Genomic DNA, 18,862 nt, shown 5'->3' on the forward strand with positions numbered 1-18,862 from the left:
ACCGCCTCAGAACAGGTCCATCTGCCGATCGATCAGCGCGCTGAAGTCGTCGTCGACGAAGGGCAGGATGGCGTCCGCCACCGGCTGCAGTTGGCGGGTCAGGTAGTGCTCGTAGTCGATGGCGGCGCTGCGGTTCTCCAGGGGCTCCGGGCCGGCCACGGTGATGACGTAGCGAATCCAGCCGCCGTTCTGGTACTGCCGCGGCCGCCCCAGGCGGTCGTTGTAGTCGTCGGCCAGGCGTGCCGCCCGTACGTGAGGCGGTACGTTGCGCTGGTAGTCGTCCAGGCGTCGGCGCAGGCGCTTGCGGTAGATCAGCTCGTCGTCCCGCTCGCCGGCCAGGGTCTGCCGGACGTACTCGCGCACGTAGTCCCGGTACGGCTCGCGGGCGAAGATCCGCCGGTAGAGTTCCTGCTGGAAGCGCTGGGCCAGGGGCGACCAATCGGTGCGCACCGTCTCCAGGCCCTTGAAGACCATGTCCTCGCGGCCGTCGGCCCGCTGCACCAGACCGGCGTAGCGCTTCTTGCTGCCCTCCTCCGCGCCGCGGATGGTGGGCATCAGGAAGCGCCGGAAATGGGTCTCGAATTGCAGTTCCAGGGCGCTGTCCAGGCCGAGGGTCTCCTGCAGGTGGGCCTGCCACCAGGCATTGACCCGCTGCACCAATTCACGGCCGATCCGCCCCGCCTCCTCCTCGTCGTGACCCCGTTGCAGCCAGACGAAGGTGGAGTCGGTATCGCCGTAGATCACCGTATGGCCCTCGGCCTCGATCAGCGCGCGGGTGCGCTGCATGATCTCGTGCCCGCGCAGGGTGATGGAGGACGCCAGGCGCGTATCGAAGAAGCGGCAACCGCTGGCCCCCAGCACGCCGTAGAGGGCGTTCATGATGATCTTCAGGGCCTGGGCCAGGGGCGCGTTGCCGTCGCGCTTGGCTGCTTCGCGGCCCTGCCAGATGCGCTCGACGATGGCTGGCAGGCAATGCCGCTCGCGGGAGAACCGTGCGCCGCGAAAGCCCGGCACCGTGTCCGCGTCGTCCGGTGCGTGCAGCCCCTCGATCAGGCCCACCGGGTCGATCAGGAACGTGCGGATGATGGACGGGTAGAGGCTCTTGTAGTCCAGCACCAGCACCGATTCGTAGAGCCCCGGCCGAGAGTCCATGACGAAACCGCCAGGGCTGGCCTCCGGGCTGCGGTCGCCCAGGTTCGGCGCGACGAACCCCAGCCGGTGCATGGGCGGCATGTACAGGTGGCTGAAGGCCGCTACCGAGCCGCCGCTGCGGTCGGCAGCCAGCCCGGTGACGCTGGCCCGCTCCAGCAGGAAGCGCAGCACCCCGGTCTTTTCGAAGATCCGCGTGACCAGTTCGCAGTCCTTGAGGTTGTAGCGGGCCAGGGCCGCCTTGTCCTCGGCGAACATGCGCAGGATTTCGTCGAGGCGCTGGTAAGGGGTGTCGATGGCCTTGCCCTCGCCCAGCAGGGTCTGGGAAATGTTCTCCAGGCTGAAGGAAGGAAAGCTCCAGGTGGCCGAACGCAGCGCCTCGATGCCGTCGATCACCAGCCGCCCGGCCACGCCGGCGAAGAAATGGCTGCGGCTGCCATGTTCCTGCCAGCTCATGGGCTCGCCGTGGCGCCCCAGGCGCAGCGGCACCTGCAAGCGCTGGGCGTGTTCGTGGAGGATGCGCAGGTCGAACTGCACCAGGTTCCAGCCGATGAGGGCATCGGGGTCGTGGCGGGCCAGCCAGTCGTTGAGCCGTTCCAGCAGCTGCGCCCGGGACTCGCAGTAGTCCAGGCGGAAATCCAGCGCCGCCTCGCCACCGGTGGGCGGGCCGAGCATGTACACCTGGCGCTGGCCGCAGCCTTCCAGGCCGATGCTGAAGAGCTGTCCGCGGGCGTCGGTCTCGATGTCCAGGGAGGCCAGGCGCAGCCGCGGGCGGTAGTCCGGCGACGGCCGCAGCATGGCGTCCCGCAGCAGCCCGTCCGCCCCTGGCGTGCCGCTGAAGGCCACCGGGGCGGTGATGAAGCGCTCCATCAGGTAGCGGTCCGGCGGGCGCACGTCGGCCTCGTAGACATCCAGGCCGGCGCCCCGCAGGCGTTTCTCCAGGTTCAGCAGCTGGCGGTAGTGACGGCAGTAGAGGCCGAACACCGGACGTTGCTGGAAGTCCCGCAGCGCCAGGTCCCGCAGCTCCACCCCGGTCTCGCCGCGCAGCAGGGTTTCCGCCTGGCCGCGCTGCACGTGGGGAATGAAGGCCACCGCGGGCTGTGCCGGCACCCGCACCCGGCAAGGACCGTCGTCGGTGGCGAGCCAGAACTCCACTTCGGTCCCGTCCGGCGTGTCGCGCCAATGGCGGGTCAGGACAAACCCCTGCCGTACCTCCAACCCCTCGCCCTCGCACGCCCGTTTCCGCGGATTCTAGGGGCCGGGGTCACCCCCGTCGAGGCGCGCCGCCCGAGCGGCTATGCGGCCGGGGCAGGCAGGACGGGCGATCGGGCGCCCGGCCTCAGCGGGCGAAACGCCGGGCCAGGGCCACGCAGGCCACCACCAGGACGGTGACCGCCAGCATCGACGGTTCCACCGTCTCGTGCAGCAGGCCAGCCGCCAGCCCCAGGCCGAGGAAGGGTTGCAGCAGCTGCAACTGGCCCACCGCGGCGATACCGCCCAGGGCCAGGCCGCGGTACCAGAACACGAAACCGATCAGCATGCTGAACAGCGACACGTAGGCCAGCGCGGTCCAGGCCGGCGCGCTCACCGACGCCCACACGGGCGCCCCCGCCGCCAGGCACGCCAGCAGCATCACCGGCAATGCCAGCACCAGGGCCCAGCAGATCACCTGCCAGCCCCCCAGGCGCCGCGAGAGCCGCGCCCCCTCCGCGTAGCCGTAGCCGCAGACCAGCACGGCCGCCAGCATCCAGCCATCCCCCCAGGAAGCGCCCTGCACGTCGCGGGTCAGGGCGAAGCCGGCCACGCAGGCGCTGCCGCACAGCGCGCACAACCAGAACGCCGGACGTGGCCGCTCACCCCCGCGCAGCACGCCGAACAGCGCGGTGCACAGGGGCAGCAGGCCGATGAACACCACCGAGCGGGCGGCGGTGATGTGCTGCAGCGCCAGGGCGGTGAACAACGGGAACCCCACCACCACCCCCAGGGCCACGGTCACCAGGCTGGCCAGTTCGCGCCGCTCCGGCCGGGTCGGCCGCAGCAGGCCCAGTATCAGCACTGCCAGCAGACCGGCGATCAGCGCCCGGGCGGCGGTGAGGAACAGCGGGTCGAAGTCCGCCACGGCGATCCGGGTCGCCGGCAGCGAACCGCTGAAGATCGCCACGCCGAGCAGGCCATCGAGCCAACCGCGGGTCGTCCGTTGCATGTGCACCTCTGAATCGGGAATTCGGACCGCCATGGTGGTACGCCCGCCCCTGGCGACGCCAGGACAGCACCCGTACACTTCGTCCGAGCCGTACCGGTACAGGAAGCATGACAGATGACCTCGACGCCCCCGCCCCTGCCCGCCGACCTGCCGGTGACCCTGACCGCCCAGGTGATGGACGAAGTGCGTCGGCGCATCGCCAGCCGGCAGCTCACCAGCGGCACGCGGCTGCCCTCGATCCGCGCCCTGGCGGATGCCCTCAAGGTGTCCAAGTCCACCGTGGTGGAGGCTTATGATCGGCTCGCCGCCGAAGGCGCGATCCTCGCCCGGCGCGGCTCGGGGTTCTATGTGGCGCAGCCCGCCGCGCCCCTGAGCCTGGAAGCAGTGGGCCCGCGGCTGGACCGGGAAGTGGACCCGCTGTGGGTGTCGCGCCAGGCCCTGGAGTCCGCCGACGGCCTGCTCAAACCCGGCTGCGGCTGGCTGCCGGCGGACTGGCTGCCCCACGAAAGCCTGCGCCGCGCCCTGCGCAGCCTGGCGCGCGCGGAGCCGGCGGAGCTGGGGGACTACGAGGCGCCCCAGGGCATGCTGCCGCTGCGGCAGTTGCTGGCCCGGCGCCTGGCCGAACAGAACATCGACGCCGGCCCCGAGCAGATCCTGCTGATGGATTCCGGCACCCAGGCCCTGGACCTGCTCTGCCGCTTCCTCCTGGAGCCCGGTGACTGCGTGCTGGTGGACGACCCCTGCTACTTCAATTTCCACGCCCTGCTGCGGGCCCACCGGGCGAAGGTGGTGGCGGTGCCCTACACGCCGGGCGGCCCCGACCTGGCCCGTTTCGAGCACGCCCTGGAGACCCACCGGCCGCGGCTGTACCTGACCAACTCGGCGCTGCACAACCCCACCGGGGCGACCCTCTCGCCGGTGGTGGCGCACCGGGTACTGAAGCTGGCCGAGCAATACGCACTGACCATCGTCGAGGACAACATCTTCGCCGACTTCGAGCCGGAGCCCTCGCCGCGGCTGGCGGCCTTCGACGGCCTGGAGCGGGTGGTGCACGTGGGCAGCTTCTCCAAGACCCTGTCCGCCGCGACCCGCTGCGGCTACCTGGCGGTGCGTCGCGACTGGCACGAACCGCTGCTGGACCTGAAGGTGGCCACCAGCTTCGGCAGCAGCCGGCTGTCGGCTGGGCTGGTGCACCGGATGCTCAAGGACGGCAGCTACCGGCGCCACGTGGAGGGCCTGCGCCAGCGCCTGGCGCGCACCCTGCCACCGGTGGCGGCGCGCCTCAAGGAACAGGGCATCACGCCCTGGGCGATGCCCCGGGCGGGGATCTTCCTCTGGTGCCACCTGCCGGACGGGGTCGACGCCGTGAGCCTCGCTCGCGAGGCCCTGACCCATGAGGTGGTGCTGGCCCCGGGCAACGTCTTCAGCCTGTCCGGCAACGCCAGCGGCTTCATGCGCTTCAACATCGCCCAGTCCACCGACCCGCGGCTCTACGAGGTGTTGCGCCGGTTGCTTGGCTAGGAGCGCGGGCCGCGCCAGTTCGTTGACAAGGCGGGAACCGGTGGCCATAGTCGCCGCCGTTCAGGTGTCTTGCGCCGCCGCGCGCGAGGTGAAACGGGAAGCCGGTACGTCACCGAGGTGACCAGTCCGGCGCTGCCCCCGCAACGGTATGCGAGTGACGCATTCGATACGCCACTGTGCGCTGCACGGGAAGGCGAATGCCTCCAGACTCGCGAGCCCGGAGACCGGCCCGGACATTCATCGGCAAACCTGCGGAGGGCGGGCGCATGCTGCGTCCGGCCTTGCCCGGTGCCCGCTTGCGCGCGTCCTCGCCATGAGGACGTAGTACATGGTATTTCGTGGCTTCACCCCGTTTTCGAACCGGCCTTCCACCCTGCTGCGGATGGCCTGGGGCGGCGCCTGCCTGGCCGCCGCCGATGCCCTCGCGGCGCCCCTGGCCCTGGACGGCCTGATCGTCAACGCGCCCTCGGAGGAATCCATCGCCGCCCAGGACATGGCCGACTACGGCGCCGAGCGGGTGGTGGTGGAACGCGAGCAGATCGAGCGGGCCGGGCCCAGCGCAGACGTCAGCCGGGTGCTGCAGATGTACGTCCCCGGGCTGTTCGTGGCACCCAAGAACGGCCCCTTCGACTACGGCACCTACTCGCTGCAGGGCAGCCGCAGCGATGACATCCTGATCCTGCTGGACGGCGTGCGGCTGAACAACCGCCTCTACGGCGGCCTGTACCTGGACACCCTGCCCACCACCGCGGTGGAGCGCATCGAAGTGCTCAAGGGCGGCCAGGGCATCCTGTTCGGCACCCAGGCGGTGGCCGGGGTGATCAACATCGTCACCCGTGACGCCCGCCGCCGCGACCTGGGCGGCCAGTTGGACCTGGGGCTCGACAGCTTCGCCGGGCGCAGCGCCGACGCCCGCGCCGAGCGCATCCTGAGCAACGGCCTGGGCGACCTCGGCCTGCTGGCCTACGTCAGCCGCAACCGGTCCGACGGCTACCGCCCCTACCGCGACCGCGACCTCACCGCCACGGTCAGCGACAACCGCCGCTCCTATGACGTGACCACCCTGGGTGCCAAGGCGATCCAGGGGTTCGGCGACCAGGCGCGCCTGGCGCTGTTCTACCAGCACACCGATGCCGACCTGGACTTCGCCCGGCCCACCAGCAACCGCCATACCGAGAACGAGCGCATCCACCAAATCGCCACGGCCACTTGGACCCAGCAGGCCGGGGAACGCCTGAGCTACTTCGTCAAGGCTCACCTGAACGTCTGGGACACCCGCTACACCCGGGTCTACAACCTGCCGGACGGCGGCACCTCGGTGCTCAACGATGGCGACTACTGGGGGTTCCGCGACTGGGGCGTGCAGCTGGAGGGCAAGGCCCGACTGCCGGGCGAGCACGAGCTGATCGTGGGCAGCGACCACCAGTGGTACCGCGGCCAGGACGACGTGCTGGTGATCGACGACAACGAGGCCCGCGCCCACGCGCTGTACGCCCATCTGCGCCCGCACCTGGCGGCGATCCCCGACTGGCACCCGAGCCTGGGGGTGCGCCGCGAGGCGCTGTCCGGCGGCGAAGGCGCCACCGTCTGGATGCTCACCTCCCGCTATGACCTGACCCGGGCGGTGGCCCTGCGCGGCCAGTTCGGCACCGCCTTCAAGCTGCCCAACGCCGAGCAGCTCTACGTCAACGAGCCGGGCTCGGAGATCGGCAACCCGTCATTGAAGCCGGAGCGCAGCCGCAACGCCGAGTTGGGCGTGGATTTCGACGGCGACCTGTTGCAGCGCCCGGCGACGGCCGGCGTGACCCTGTTCCGCCGCTCCATCAGCGACCTGATCGCCCTGGACGGCGAGCGTTGGGTCAACGGCGGCGGGCGCATCGACGTGCGGGGCGTGGACCTCAACGGACGCTGGGAACCACGGCCGGGCTGGCAGGTGTCGGCGGACCTCACCCGCAACTGGGTCGAGACCCACCAGGGCGTCACCCTGAACAACATCCCCGCGTTCTTCGCCCGCACCCGCCTGGGCTACGACAGCACCGACGGCCGCTGGGGCGTGGGCGGCGCGCTGCGCTACATCGGCAGCCAGGAGAACGCCCAGGGCGAGGACTACGGCCACTACAGCGTGGTGGACGCCGACGCCTATCGCTACCTGGACGCCGCCCGCCAGCATCGCCTGAGCCTGTTGCTGGAGAACCTGCTGGACCGCGACTACGCCACCGGCACCACCAGCAACGGCCTGCGCCAGGTGGACAACCGCGGCCGGCCGCGCACCGCCGAACTGCGCTACACCCTGAGCTTCTGATGACGCCCCTCGACGCACCCCGGCAGGTCCTGCTGGCCGGCCCGCTGCATCCCGCCCAGGGTGACGCCCTGCAGGCCCAACTGGCCGGGCCCGGCGATCAGGTGCTGGCCGTGGACACCACCGACGGCTTCGACGCGCTCTGGCGGTTGGCCGCGGAACACCTGGCACGCCGGGAGCGGCTACTGGTGGTGGACCTGGAACCCACGTCCGACGGCGCCTATCTGGACTGGCTGCGGGCCGAGCTGCAAGCCCTTGCCCAGGCCGCCGGTGTTGAGCCGGCCGCCGGCCCGCGGGTCACCCTGGCCGCCCTGGGCCGGCGCGGCCTGGATGCCCGTGCCATCCGCCAGGCCCTTGATGACCCCGGCCAGCAGGTCGACTGCCTGGACGTGAAGCCGGCGGCGTCGCAGCCGGACTGGTCGCTGCCGCCGCCCCACCGTCGCCACGTGTTCCTCTGCACCGGCCCGCGCTGCGTGCGCCGGGGCGCCCTGTCCCTGTGGAAAGTCCTGCGCCGGCGCCTGGTGGAACACGACCTGGTGGAAACCCCGGGCGGCATACTGCTGACCCGCAACGGCTGCCAGTTTCCTTGCAACCGCGGGCCGCTGCTCACCGTCTACCCGGATCGTTGCTGGTACGGGGTGCAGGACCCGCAGCAGGTGCTGCGGGTGGTGGACGAGCACCTGCTCCACGGCCGTCCGGTCGCCGCCCTGCGCCTGCCACTGCCTGAGGACGAGACCTGATGCGCCGGCTGCTGGCGCTGGCCTGGCTGGCCTGGGTGCTGCCGGCCCAGGCGGTGGCAGGCCAGTCCTTCGCCAACTGCGGGGAGACGTGGCGGGTGTCCCAGCCACCCCGCCGCATCCTCGCCCTCAACCAGCACGCCGCGGACCTGCTGCTGGCGCTGGACGCCGGGCCGGCGCTACTGGGGGTGGCCTACATCGACGACGACCCCCAGGCCCTGGCCAGCCGGCGCTACCACGGTGTGCCGCTGGTCGCCGCACGCTACCCCACCGCCGAGGCGCTCTATGCCCTGCAGCCGGACCTGGTGGTGGGCGGGTTCGCCTCGGCGTTCGGCCAGGGCCTGCTGGCGCGTCGGACCCTCGCCGAGCAGGGCATCGGCAGCTACCTGCTGGACGCCGCCTGTGCGCGTCGCGCCGATCAGTATTTCACCGGCATCGAGACGGACCTGCGTACCCTCGGCGCCCTGCTGGGCCGGGAAGCCCTCGCCGAACGCCTGATCCGCCAGCAGGCAGGGCGCCTGGCCGAGGCGAAGCGGCTCGCCCGCCTGCCCCGGCGGCCCACGGTGTTTTACCTGGACAGCGTGAGCCACGGGCTGGACAGCGAGGGCGGCCGCGGCTTCGTCGACGAGCTGCTGCGAGCGGCCGGCGCCACCCACCTGTTCGGCGATCTCCCGCTGGGGCGCACCGCGGTCAGTCGCGAGACGCTGCTGCTGCGCGACCCGGACGTGCTGCTCCTGGCCGATGCCGTCTGGTCGCCCGCCGCCGACAAGATCGCCTACCTGCAGGACGACCCAACGCTGTCGACGCTGCGCGCGGTGCGGAACGCCTGCTGGGTCCGCATGCCGTTCAGCCACCTGGTGCCCTCGGTGGACAGTGCACGGGCGGTCGAGGCGCTGGCCCGCCAGCTGGCGGCGCTGGAACGCTGCCTGGCACCCCCCAGGCCGGCGCCCTGAGCCGACGAAAGCGTCATGGCCCTGGCAGAACCCCCGTCCCAGGGCCCCCGCGGCCCATCCACTGGGCGACTCGCCGTGACGGAGGCGGGGCCGGGCGCGTAGAATAGCGGCATTCGGCCGTACCCCGCCTCATTCCAAAAACAACCATCCTCTTCTCGCCCGTGGCTACCTGGATCCCGCATCCGGATGGCGCGCAGCCCCTGGCTGGCGGCGATCCCGGCATCACCGGGTCGGCTTTTCGCCCTGCTACCGGACTCTTCCCATGGATACCGCATCACACACCCCCAACGGCAGTTGGTTGAGCGTCTTCGCCCTGGCCCTGGCCGCCTTCATCTTCAACACCACCGAATTCGTCCCGGTCGGCCTGCTCAGCGACATCGGCCGCAGCTTCGACCTGCCCACCGCGCAGGTGGGCCTGATGCTGACCCTGTACGCCTGGGTGGTGTCCCTGGCCTCGCTGCCGATGATGCTGATGACCCGCAACATCGAACGGCGGCGCCTGTTGGTGTGCATCTTCCTGCTGTTCATCGCCAGCCACGTGCTGTCCGGCCTGGCCTGGAGTTTCGGCACGCTGATGCTCAGCCGCATCGGCATCGCCTTCGCCCATGCGGTGTTCTGGTCCATCACTGCCTCCCTGGCGGTGCGCGTGGCGCCGCCGGGCCAGCAAGCCAAAGCCCTCGGGTTGCTGGCCACCGGCACCACCCTGGCCATGGTCCTGGGCATTCCCCTCGGCCGGGTGGTGGGCGAGGCCCTCGGCTGGCGCACCACGTTCCTCTGCATCGCCGGCGTGTCGGTGCTGACCCTGCTGTTCCTGGCCCGCTCGCTCCCGCGCCTGCCCAGCCAGAACTCCGGCTCCCTGCGCAGCCTGCCGCTGCTGGCGCGACGCCCGCCCCTGGTGGCCCTCTACGCCCTGACGGTGCTGGTGATCAGCGCCCAGTTCACCGCCTACAGCTACGTCGAGCCCTTCGCCCGCGAAGTGGCACGGCTGAGCAGCGCCAGTACCACCGCCCTGCTGCTGGTGTTCGGCGGCTCCGGGGTGTTCGGCTCGATCCTGTTCAGCCGCTACAGCGAGCGCTTCCCCCGCAGCTTCCCGCTGCTGGCCATCGTCGCCCTGAGTCTGAGCCTGGCGCTATTGACGCCCCTGGCGGGGCGGCCATCGGCGCTGATGGCCCTGAGCGTGGCCTGGGGCATGGCCATCATGTGCTTCAGCCTGGCCCAGCAGTCCCGCGTGCTGCGCCTCGCGTCGGACGCCACCGACGTGGCCATGGCGCTGTTCTCCGGCCTCTACAACGTGGGCATCGGTGCCGGCGCGCTACTGGGCAGCCTGGTGAGCCTGCACCTGGGCCTCGCCTACATCGGCCCGGTGGGCGGCGGGCTCGCCCTGCTCGGCCTGGGCCTGGGCCTCTTCGCCACCTGGCGCTTCGCCGACTCGTTCCGCCACACCAGTTGATCGTCGAGGGCCCAGGCACCCAGCCTGGCGAATTCGCCAGACGCGAACGGCGCGGCTGCCCGGACCCTTAAGTTCCGGCTGCCGCGGGCCTAAACACGGCGTACGTGCGGCTACCCAGGTGGGTGTTCGCGATCCGCGGCTAACGCCGCGAGTGGTTATAAGCTTATTCCCACTTTTTTATTCCGGTTTTTCCTGTGGTACTTTCGACGGGCAACACGACGTTGCACGCCCGGTTGGCCATCCCATGAGAGCGTTCCAAAACGCCAGGCCAGCGGGCGGCATTCACCACAACCGTGATGAGGCGACAGATGAAAGGAACTCCACGCGCCCTCGCCGGGTTTTGCGTCCTGCTGGTTTCGATCCAGGCGCAGGCTGGCGACGAGGGCAAACCTGTCTATTCCAATGGGGGCGCCAACCCGGCGGCCATGGCCTGCGGCACCTGCCATGGTGCCGACGCCCTGGGCCTGCCCGCCGCCGGCTTCCCGCGCCTGGCCGGCCTGCCCGCGGCCTACACCGGCAAGCAGTTGCAGGACTTCCGCAGCGGTAGCCGCGCCAACCCGGTGATGCAACCCATCGCGGCGGCCCTCAGCGATGCGGAAATCCAGCAGGTGTCGGCCATGCTTGCCGACCTGCCGGCACCGAAGACCGCCCTCGTCGGCCGCGCCGATGACGCCGCCAGCGTCGGCGCCGAACTGGCTCTGCGTGGCGCCTGGGCGCGCAACGTCCCTGAGTGCGTTGCCTGCCACGGTCCTGGCGGGGTCGGCGTGGGCACGGCGTTCCCGCCTCTGGCCGGGCAATCCGCGGCCTACCTCGCGGCGCAGCTGGACGCCTGGCGCCAGGGCACCCGCAAGAACGACCCCAACGACCTGATGGGCCACGTCGCGCGCGCCCTGGACGACAACGAGGTCAAGGCCGTGGCGGAGTATTTCGCCGGCCTGGGCTCCCAGGAGGTGACCCCATGAACCCGATCGTCACTGCCCTGCTGGTATCCCTGAGCAGCGCGCCCGTGCTCGCCGCGTCCATCGCCATGGACGACCAGTCCCAGCTGCCGGGCAAGACCCCCGAGGACAATGCCTTCCACCCGCCCCGGGAAAGCGAGTTGCCGGACAACGCCTTCGGCCGCCTGGTCCGGGAAGGCCACGCGATCTTCGTCGACACCCGCAACAAGGCCCCAGCGTTCGTCGGCAACGGCATGAACTGCACTAACTGCCACATCGAGCAGGGCCGCAAGGCCGGTTCCGCGCCGCTGTGGGCGGCCTACCCCATGTACCCGGCCTACCGGCAGAAGAACGACAAGGTGAACAGCTACGCCGAACGTCTGCAGGGCTGCTTCCAGTTCAGCATGAACAGCCCGAAGATTCCGCCGGCGGATGGCCCAGTGATCGGCGCCCTCACGGCCTATTCCTACTGGCTGGCCACCGGTGCGCCCGTGGGCAAGGCGCTGCCCGGCCGGGCCTACCCGGACGTGCCGGCGCCCAAGGAGGGCTATGACCTGGCCCGGGGCGAGCAGGTCTATGTCGAGCAGTGCGCCGTCTGCCATGGGCCGGACGGCCAGGGCCAGAAGGTCGGCAACGACTACGTGTTCCCGCCCCTGTGGGGTGCCCAGTCGTTCAACTGGGGTGCCGGGATGCACCGCATCAACACTGCGGCGGCCTTCATCAAGGAGAGCATGCCCCTGGGCAAAGGGCGTTCCCTGAGCGATGCCGATGCCTGGAACGTGGCCGCGTTCATGAACAGCCACGAACGCCCTCAGGACCCTCGGCTGATCGACGGCTCCATCGAGAAGACCCGTGACAAGTACCACGCCAACGATGGTGTGAACCTGTACGGGCAGACGGTGAACGGGGTGTTGCTGGGCCAGGGCATCCGCTGAAACGACGATCCCCGGCGGGCCGCTGCGGTGGCTCGCCGATGGATCGCAGCGGTGGGCGCACGTGTCTTCTACGCTCAGGGCTCCCCCTCACCGGAAGGACCCACGACCCATGAAAGCGATTCTCTGCGTGTTCGCCACCGCCACCCTCGCCTTCTCCTCCTTCGCCCTGGCCAAGGACGACCATCATCAGTGCGAAGAAGCGCTGGCCAAGCTGGATGCAGCGGCGGATAGCCGGCATACCTCGGATACCCACCATCAGCACCAGCAGGCCAAGGAAGCGAAGGAGTCGGGTGACTATAAGAAATGCGAGGACCAGGCCCATAAGGCCCTGGACGGTCTGAAGAAGGAATAGCCGGAAGAAGCGAGGGGAGCCTCTGGCTCCCCTCGTACGGTTATTCGAGCTTCTTCAGCTCCTTGTCATCATGGTGCTCGGCTTTCTTCAATTCCTTGTCGTCGTGCTTGGCGCCGTGGTCCACCTCGTCGGCGTCATGCTTCACCCCATGGTCGATCACCGTCTCGTCGTGCTTGACCTCCCGATCGACGCTCTTGCCGGTGGAATCCACGCCGTGCTCGACCTTGTGTTCCTCCTTGTGCAGTTCCTTGAGTTCTCCCTCCGCGGCCAGTGCGTAGCCCGCCCCCAGGGACAGGGCAGTGAAGGCGACGAGAATCGAATTCTTCCATTGCATGAGCGTTCTCCTTGTAGCCGGGCTCTGGCCCGATCATGTCGGTGACCACCATAGGCGAGGCGCCCGGCAGTCCTTGCCGGCCCGGCGACCACTCAGCGGGCCAAACGGATCGACGACGCAGTGACCGCTCACACCGCACCGTCGAGAAACCCTAAGCGACCAGTTCGCCCAGGTTGAAGCCGGTGACCGAGGCGATGGTGCCGCGCCAGAGCACGCCATGGGGCTCCAGTTGGCCACCGATGAAGAAGCGTGCGTTCTTCAGGTGAATGAACTGGACCGGCGGCGAACCGCCTTCATCCTCGTCCAGCCACAGGGACTTGAAGGCATCGCGGATTTCCTGGGTCTCGTCCGCAGAACCACCGCCAAAGGCTTCGGCCATGGTCTTAAAGTAGTGCTTGCCGCTGATGAGCTGGCCGGAGATCAGCCCGGCATCGACGGTGAGGGTGATACCGAATTCCAGCTCGGTGTTGTTGACCAGTTGCACCAGGCGTTGCAGCAGCCAGTCGGTCTGGCGGCCGTGCCAGACCAGATTCAGCTGGGCCGGATCGCTCAAGGCTGCGCGGGTTTCTTCGTACCAGGCGGGAAACGAGCCTTGGGAGTTCTGTTGTTTCTGGTCCATGGTTCAATCCTTCATAGCCAAAAGAGAGGAACTGCCGAAATCCAACTAACTACAGCATCAACCGAACGGTTAGACAAATGACGCCGTTTCTTTCCCCATCGCTGGGCCTTGGGCGTGGCGTCGGTCCACCACCTACTCGCTACCCAGCCCGGGCTGTTCACGCGTCCGGGTAGCGGACGTCGACGATGCGGCACCCCAGCAACGAGGCGCTGTCCAGCGCGTCTTCCGGGGATCAGGTAAGCCCGTGCATCATCGCGAACCGGTGGCAATAGCGCTTTGCTGTCCCGGGCGCTGGTGACCTTCGCCACCCAGCCTGACGCGCTCCATATAAGAACCGCGTCGAGGCGATGCGCAGGTCTCCTGTTGCGTACCCATCGGAGCCATCTGTCGATGCCTGTCCAGACGATGGACCGCGAAACCCGCCGATTCGTTTAACGGGCGTGCGCGCATGCCGCAGCCGGAGGGTTATTCGTCAATCGGATAAAACTTCCCGGGACACCGCGGGGTCGGCATAGAGGTAAGGCCACCCGTTGCGGTTGGCACTACCTCCCCCGTATTACAAAGAAGAGAGGATGATCCATGAGTCTATTCAGCAAGATTCTGGCAAAACTCGGCATCGGCCAAGCCCACGCGGATACCGCGTCCCCCACTGCCCCTGCCGGCACGCCTCAAGCAGCTCCGGTCGCCACAACCGGCACCGCCCCACAGCAGGCCGCGCCCCAGGCCATCAGCCAGGTCGACGTAGCGGCCAAGCTCGACGGCATCGCCGCCAACCATGGCGAGAAGCTGAACTGGAAAACCTCCATCGTCGACCTGCTCAAGCTGCTCGACCTGGACAGCAGCCTGACTGCGCGCCAGGAGCTGGCGAAGGAACTGGGTTGCCCGGCCGACAAGATGGGCGATTCGGCCCAGATGAACATGTGGCTGCACAAGGCTGTCCTGCAGAAGCTGGCCCAGAACGGCGGCAACGTGCCCGCCGACCTGCTCGACTGATCCACACCGAGCCGGAACGGGCGTTTTGCCCGTTCCGGTTTTTGTCTCAGGCGCTCCAACTCCGCACGTTCGACTCCTTCTGCGTCCTTGCGCCAATCCGGACGGTCGTCGCTCACCTTCTCCACACATCTGTGCGACAATCGCACCCTTTCCCATCTTCGTCTCCCGGCCTTCGATGCCCCGTGACCCCGCAATCTCGCGCCGTCACGCCGTGTGGTATTCGAATGGGCGAGCCGCGCCGTTCCGCGCGGCCCGTTCCGGCCCGAAGTCATTCACGTTCGTCCTGACAGGTAAGCGCGTTGATCTCCACCGCCAACATCACCATGCAGTTCGGGGCCAAGCCCCTGTTCGAAAACGTCTCCGTCAAGTTCGGTAACGGCAACCGCTACGGCCTGATCGGCGCCAACGGGTGTGGCAAGTCCACCTTCATGAAGATCCTCGGCGGTGAGCTGGAGCCCAGCGCGGGCCAGGTCATGCTGGAAAGCAACCTGCGTCTCGGCAAGCTGCGCCAGGACCAGTTCGCCTACGAAAATTTCAGCGTGATCGACACGGTGATCATGGGCCACGAGGAACTGTGGCGGGTGAAGGCGGAGCGCGACCGCATCTATTCGTTGCCGGAAATGAGCGAAGACGACGGCATGGCCGTGGCGGAACTGGAGGTGCAGTTCGCCGAGATGGATGGCTATACCGCCGAGTCCCGTGCCGGCGAGCTGCTGCTGGGTCTGGGCATTCCCCTGGACCAGCACTTCGGCCCCATGAGCGCCGTTGCCCCCGGCTGGAAATTGCGGGTGCTGCTGGCCCAGGCGCTGTTCTCCGACCCGGACGTGCTGCTGCTGGACGAGCCCACCAACCACCTGGACATCAACACCATTCGCTGGCTGGAAGGCGTGCTCACCGCGCGCAACAGCACCATGGTGATCATTTCGCACGACCGTCACTTCCTGAACAGCGTCTGCACCCACATGGCGGACCTGGATTACGGCGAACTGCGCCTGTTCCCGGGCAACTACGACGAGTACATGACCGCCGCCACCCAGGCCCGCGAGCGGCTGTTGTCGGACAACGCGAAGAAAAAGGCGCAGATCGCCGAGCTGCAGACCTTCGTCAGCCGCTTCTCGGCCAACGCCTCGAAGGCCAAGCAGGCCACCAGCCGCGCCCGGCAGATCGACAAGATCCAACTGGAAGAGGTCAAGCCTTCCAGCCGCGTCAGCCCGTTCATCCGCTTCGAGCAGTACAAGAAACTGCACCGCCAGGCGGTGACCCTGGAGCGCATCAGCCAGGGCTTCGACGGCACCCCGCTGTTCAAGAACCTGTCGATGCAGATCGAGGCCGGCGAACGCGTCGCCATCATCGGTCCCAACGGGATCGGCAAGACCACCCTGCTGCGCACCCTGGTGGGCGAGCTGCCGCCCATGAGCGGCGAGGTGAAGTGGACCGAGAGCGCCGACGCGGGCTACTTCGCCCAGGACCACGCGGATGACTTCGCCGACGACGTGACCCTGTTCGACTGGATGGCCCAGTGGACCCAGGGGGGCGAGCAACTGGTGCGCGGCACCCTCGGCCGCATGCTGTTCTCCAGCGACGAGATCCAGAAGTCGGTGAAGGTCATTTCCGGTGGCGAGCAGGGCCGCATGCTGTTCGGCAAGCTGATCCTGAAGAAGCCCAACGTGCTGGTGATGGACGAACCCACCAACCACCTGGACATGGAATCCATCGAGGCCCTCAACCTAGCCCTGGAGAACTACCCGGGCACCCTGATCTTCGTCAGCCACGACCGCGAGTTCGTCGGCTCCCTGGCTACGCGCATCATCGAGCTGAGCGAGAACGGGGTCACCGACTTCAGCGGCACCTACGACGACTACCTGCGCAGCCAGGGCGTGATCGTCTGAGCCCGCGAATGCCGGTGTGAAAAAAGCCCCGCGATGCGGGGCTTTTTCGTTGGCGGGTGCTTCAGGCGGCGATGAACAGCTGGCCGATGGCCTGCTGAGCCTGGCCCAGGGCCGTGGCCCGCGGCGCCTCGCCATAGGCCAGGCCTTCGGCCCGGACGATCTCGATGTCGGTGATGCCCAGGAAGGCCAGGACCTGCAGCAGGTAGCCTTCGTGGCCATTGCCGGTGGGCTGGCCGGCATGGATGCCGCCGGTGGTGGAAACGATCACCACTTTCTTCCCCACTGCCAGGCCCTCGGGGCCGTGCTCGGTGTAGCGGAAGGTGCGGCCCGCGACGCAGATGCGGTCGATCCACGCCTTGAGCTGGCTCGGCAGGCTGAAGTTGTACATGGGCGCGGCGATCACCAGGGCGTCGGCCGCCAGGAATTCCTCCAGCACCGCCTCGTTCAGCGACGCCGCGCGCGTCTGCGCCTCAGTGCGCTGCTCGGCGGGCGTGGTCAGGGCGGCGAAGTCATCCGCGGTGAAATGGCCGATGGGGTCCCGTATCAGGTCACGGTGGATCACGTTCAGATCGGGATCGGCGGCGCGCCAGGCGTCCACCACGGCGCGGCCGAGGGCACGGGAAGCGGATACATCGCCGAGGATGCTGGAATCGAGGTGCAACAGGTTCATGGCAAAGCTCCTTGTCGTGTGACGCCCTGAGGCGTCGTGAATGGGTCCATCCTATCCATGATGACAATGCCCGATTAGACGGGCTATTCGCGACGCAGCGTCCCACTCATGGAACGCCGGTGATGTCACTCGCGACCGACGAAATCCACCTTGCCGATCTCGACGCCCAGGTGGCGCAGGATGGCGTAGGCGGTGGTCACGTGAAAGTAGAAGTTGGGCATGGCGAAATTCAGCAGGTAGCCTTGCCCCTTGTATTCCAGGCGCACGCCCGGGAATTCCAGCACGATCTCCCGCTCTTCCGTCCCATCCACCTGGGACGGCTCGATGCCCTCCAGGTAGTCCGTCACCCGCTGCAGGCGCGCCTGCAACTCGGCGAACGTGGTCTCGGTGTCGGCATAACGGGGTGCCTCGCTGCCGGTGAGGCGCGCCGCGCAGCCCTTGGCCAGGTCCGTGGCCACCTGGACCTGGCGCACCAGGGGATACATGTCCGGTGCCAGGCGCGCCTGAAGGAAGACCGCGGGGTCGATCTTGCGGGCCTGGGCGTGGGCTTCCGCCTTGGCGAGCAGCGCCGACAGGTTGCGCAGCATGCGCACGAACACGGGGATCGAAGCGGGGTACATCGACAGCGACATGGTGAACTCCTGAAAAACGAACGAAAGCCACAGCCTAGACGCTTCGGCGCCGGATCGCCTCATGGCAATGGCGGTCTCGTCGCCCACGACGGGCGTGCGGGTGGATTGTCCGCTCCGGCGCCGCCCAGTAGGCTGCGCCCATCGCCCGTCAGGACATCCCGATGCACGACCTCAACGACCTGTACTACTTCGCCAAGGTGGTGGAGTCCGGCGGGTTCGCCGCCGCCGGGCGCCTGCTGGGCATTCCCAAGTCGCGCCTGTCGCGGCGCATCGCCGAGCTGGAAATCCGCCTGGGCGCGCGGCTGCTGCAGCGCACCACCCGCAAGCTGGTGCTGACCGACGTCGGCGAGCGCTACCTGCGTCATTGCCAGGCCATGCTGGCGGAGGCCGAGCAGGCCGAAGAAGCGGTGGCCAGCCTTACCAGCGAACCGCGCGGCCGCCTGCGGGTGTCCTGCCCGGTGCACCTGGCCAACACCGAATTGCCGGCGATGGTCAGCGACTTCCTCGAACGCTACCCCCAGGTCCAGCTGGAGATGCTGCTCACCAACCGCCGGGTGGATTGCTCAACGACGGGGTGGACGTGGCCCTGCGGGTCCGCGACGACGGCGACGAGGACCCGTCGCTGATCGCCCGCCGCCTGCACCCGGCCGAGGCCTGCCTGGTGGCCGCGCCGTCGCTGCTGGCCGGCCGCGACATCCGCACCCCCGACGATTTGCTGCAACTGCCGGCCCTGGGCGTGCTGGAAGCCGACCGCCGCGTCCACGTGAACCTGCGTCGCCGCGAGGACGGGGCCCGGCGCGAACTGGCCCTGGAGGGGCGCCTGGGGGTCGACGACTTCCGGGTGCGCAAGCTCGCCGCCCTGCGCGGCCTGGGTGTCACCCTGCTGCCCTGCCTGTACTGCCAGGACGAACTGGAGGACGGACGCCTGCTGCGGCTGCTGCCGGACTGGGAGGCGCCCGAGGGCTACCTGCAGGCGGTCTACACCCACCGGCGCGGCATGCTGCCGGCGGTGCGGGCGTGGATCGAGCACCTGCCCGCCTACTTCCGCGGGGGCTGCAGCGAAACGCGCTGAAAAGGGGAATGGCGAGGACGCGGCGGGGAAGGAAACCGACCCGCTGCGGCAGCGGCGACTGAAACGCAGCGGGTCGGGGGTGAGCCGGCTTGACGGCTCCCTATCACTGACTCCCG

At 68.7% G+C, this 18,862-nt stretch carries 16 protein-coding genes, 1 pseudogene and 1 riboswitch; of the genes and pseudogenes, 11 read left to right on the forward strand and 6 right to left on the reverse strand.

The window, feature by feature from the left end; translation table 11 throughout:
* Nucleotides 1–6: 6 nt before the first annotated feature.
* Complete coding sequence (locus FM069_RS01865; RefSeq protein ID WP_143486537.1) at nt 7–2,367, reverse strand: DNA polymerase II; 2,361 nt, start codon at nt 2,365–2,367, stop codon at nt 7–9.
* A gap of 121 nt (nt 2,368–2,488) precedes the next feature.
* Complete coding sequence (locus FM069_RS01870; RefSeq protein ID WP_143486539.1) at nt 2,489–3,352, reverse strand: DMT family transporter; 864 nt, start codon at nt 3,350–3,352, stop codon at nt 2,489–2,491.
* Nucleotides 3,353–3,466: 114 nt separating this feature from the next.
* On the opposite strand from FM069_RS01870, the gene FM069_RS01875 reads away from it, so the two are divergent.
* The 8 genes from FM069_RS01875 to FM069_RS01910 all read left to right on the forward strand — a co-directional run bounded on the left by FM069_RS01875 (nt 3,467) and on the right by FM069_RS01910 (nt 12,537).
* Nucleotides 3,467–4,873, forward strand: coding sequence for an aminotransferase-like domain-containing protein (locus FM069_RS01875; protein ID WP_143486541.1), 1,407 nt, complete (start codon nt 3,467–3,469; stop codon nt 4,871–4,873).
* 45 nt (nt 4,874–4,918) lie between these two features.
* Nucleotides 4,919–5,120, forward strand: a riboswitch (cobalamin riboswitch).
* Between the two features lie 81 nt (nt 5,121–5,201).
* Complete coding sequence (locus tag FM069_RS01880; protein ID WP_143486543.1) at nt 5,202–7,175, forward strand: TonB-dependent receptor plug domain-containing protein; 1,974 nt, start codon at nt 5,202–5,204, stop codon at nt 7,173–7,175.
* A complete protein-coding gene (locus FM069_RS21530) occupies nt 7,175–7,912 on the forward strand; it encodes a (2Fe-2S) ferredoxin domain-containing protein (protein ID WP_178106637.1) in 738 nt (245 codons plus the stop codon). The genes FM069_RS01880 and FM069_RS21530 overlap by 1 nt, the downstream gene beginning before the upstream one ends.
* Nucleotides 7,912–8,862, forward strand: coding sequence for an ABC transporter substrate-binding protein (locus FM069_RS01890; protein ID WP_178106638.1), 951 nt, complete (start codon nt 7,912–7,914; stop codon nt 8,860–8,862). The genes FM069_RS21530 and FM069_RS01890 overlap by 1 nt, the downstream gene beginning before the upstream one ends.
* A 262-nt stretch (nt 8,863–9,124) precedes the next feature.
* A complete protein-coding gene (locus tag FM069_RS01895; RefSeq protein ID WP_143486547.1) occupies nt 9,125–10,312 on the forward strand; it encodes a sugar transporter in 1,188 nt (395 codons plus the stop codon).
* Between the two features lie 308 nt (nt 10,313–10,620).
* A complete protein-coding gene (locus FM069_RS01900) occupies nt 10,621–11,274 on the forward strand; it encodes a c-type cytochrome (RefSeq protein WP_143486549.1) in 654 nt (217 codons plus the stop codon).
* A complete protein-coding gene (locus tag FM069_RS01905) occupies nt 11,271–12,185 on the forward strand; it encodes a c-type cytochrome (protein WP_143486551.1) in 915 nt (304 codons plus the stop codon). The genes FM069_RS01900 and FM069_RS01905 overlap by 4 nt, the downstream gene beginning before the upstream one ends.
* Before the next feature lie 109 nt (nt 12,186–12,294).
* Entirely contained in the window at nt 12,295–12,537 is a 243-nt protein-coding gene (locus FM069_RS01910; protein WP_143486553.1) for a hypothetical protein, read from the forward strand.
* Between the two features lie 40 nt (nt 12,538–12,577).
* Here FM069_RS01910 and FM069_RS01915 read toward each other — a convergent pair whose 3' ends face one another.
* Together FM069_RS01915 and gvpU are read right to left on the reverse strand one after the other, a co-directional pair.
* The gene (locus FM069_RS01915; RefSeq protein WP_233281959.1) at nt 12,578–12,871 is read right to left on the reverse strand and encodes a hypothetical protein; all 294 of its coding nucleotides are present in this window, start codon (nt 12,869–12,871) and stop codon (nt 12,578–12,580) included.
* 151 nt (nt 12,872–13,022) lie between these two features.
* A complete protein-coding gene (gene gvpU, locus FM069_RS01920) occupies nt 13,023–13,490 on the reverse strand; it encodes a gas vesicle accessory protein GvpU (RefSeq protein WP_218570271.1) in 468 nt (155 codons plus the stop codon).
* A 579-nt stretch (nt 13,491–14,069) separates the two neighbouring features.
* Here gvpU and FM069_RS01925 point away from each other — a divergent pair.
* The gene (locus FM069_RS01925) at nt 14,070–14,483 is read left to right on the forward strand and encodes a DUF3597 domain-containing protein (protein WP_143486555.1); all 414 of its coding nucleotides are present in this window, start codon (nt 14,070–14,072) and stop codon (nt 14,481–14,483) included.
* Between the two features lie 299 nt (nt 14,484–14,782).
* Nucleotides 14,783–16,372, forward strand: a complete 1,590-nt coding sequence (locus FM069_RS01930; protein ID WP_143486556.1) for an ABC-F family ATPase — start codon at nt 14,783–14,785, stop codon at nt 16,370–16,372.
* 61 nt (nt 16,373–16,433) lie between these two features.
* Here FM069_RS01930 and FM069_RS01935 read toward each other — a convergent pair whose 3' ends face one another.
* Nucleotides 16,434–17,042 (reverse strand): FMN-dependent NADH-azoreductase, encoded by a 609-nt coding sequence (locus FM069_RS01935; RefSeq protein ID WP_143486559.1) that lies wholly within the window; start codon nt 17,040–17,042, stop codon nt 16,434–16,436.
* 125 nt (nt 17,043–17,167) lie between these two features.
* Nucleotides 17,168–17,674, reverse strand: coding sequence for a DUF1993 domain-containing protein (locus FM069_RS01940; RefSeq protein WP_143486561.1), 507 nt, complete (start codon nt 17,672–17,674; stop codon nt 17,168–17,170).
* Between the two features lie 161 nt (nt 17,675–17,835).
* On the opposite strand from FM069_RS01940, the pseudogene FM069_RS01945 reads away from it, so the two are divergent.
* Nucleotides 17,836–18,746 (forward strand): annotated as a pseudogene (locus FM069_RS01945) (LysR substrate-binding domain-containing protein).
* Nucleotides 18,747–18,862 lie beyond the last annotated feature (116 nt).

It is taken from the genome of Pseudomonas mangiferae, assembly GCF_007109405.1.
GTDB lineage: Bacteria > Pseudomonadota > Gammaproteobacteria > Pseudomonadales > Pseudomonadaceae > Pseudomonas_T > Pseudomonas_T mangiferae.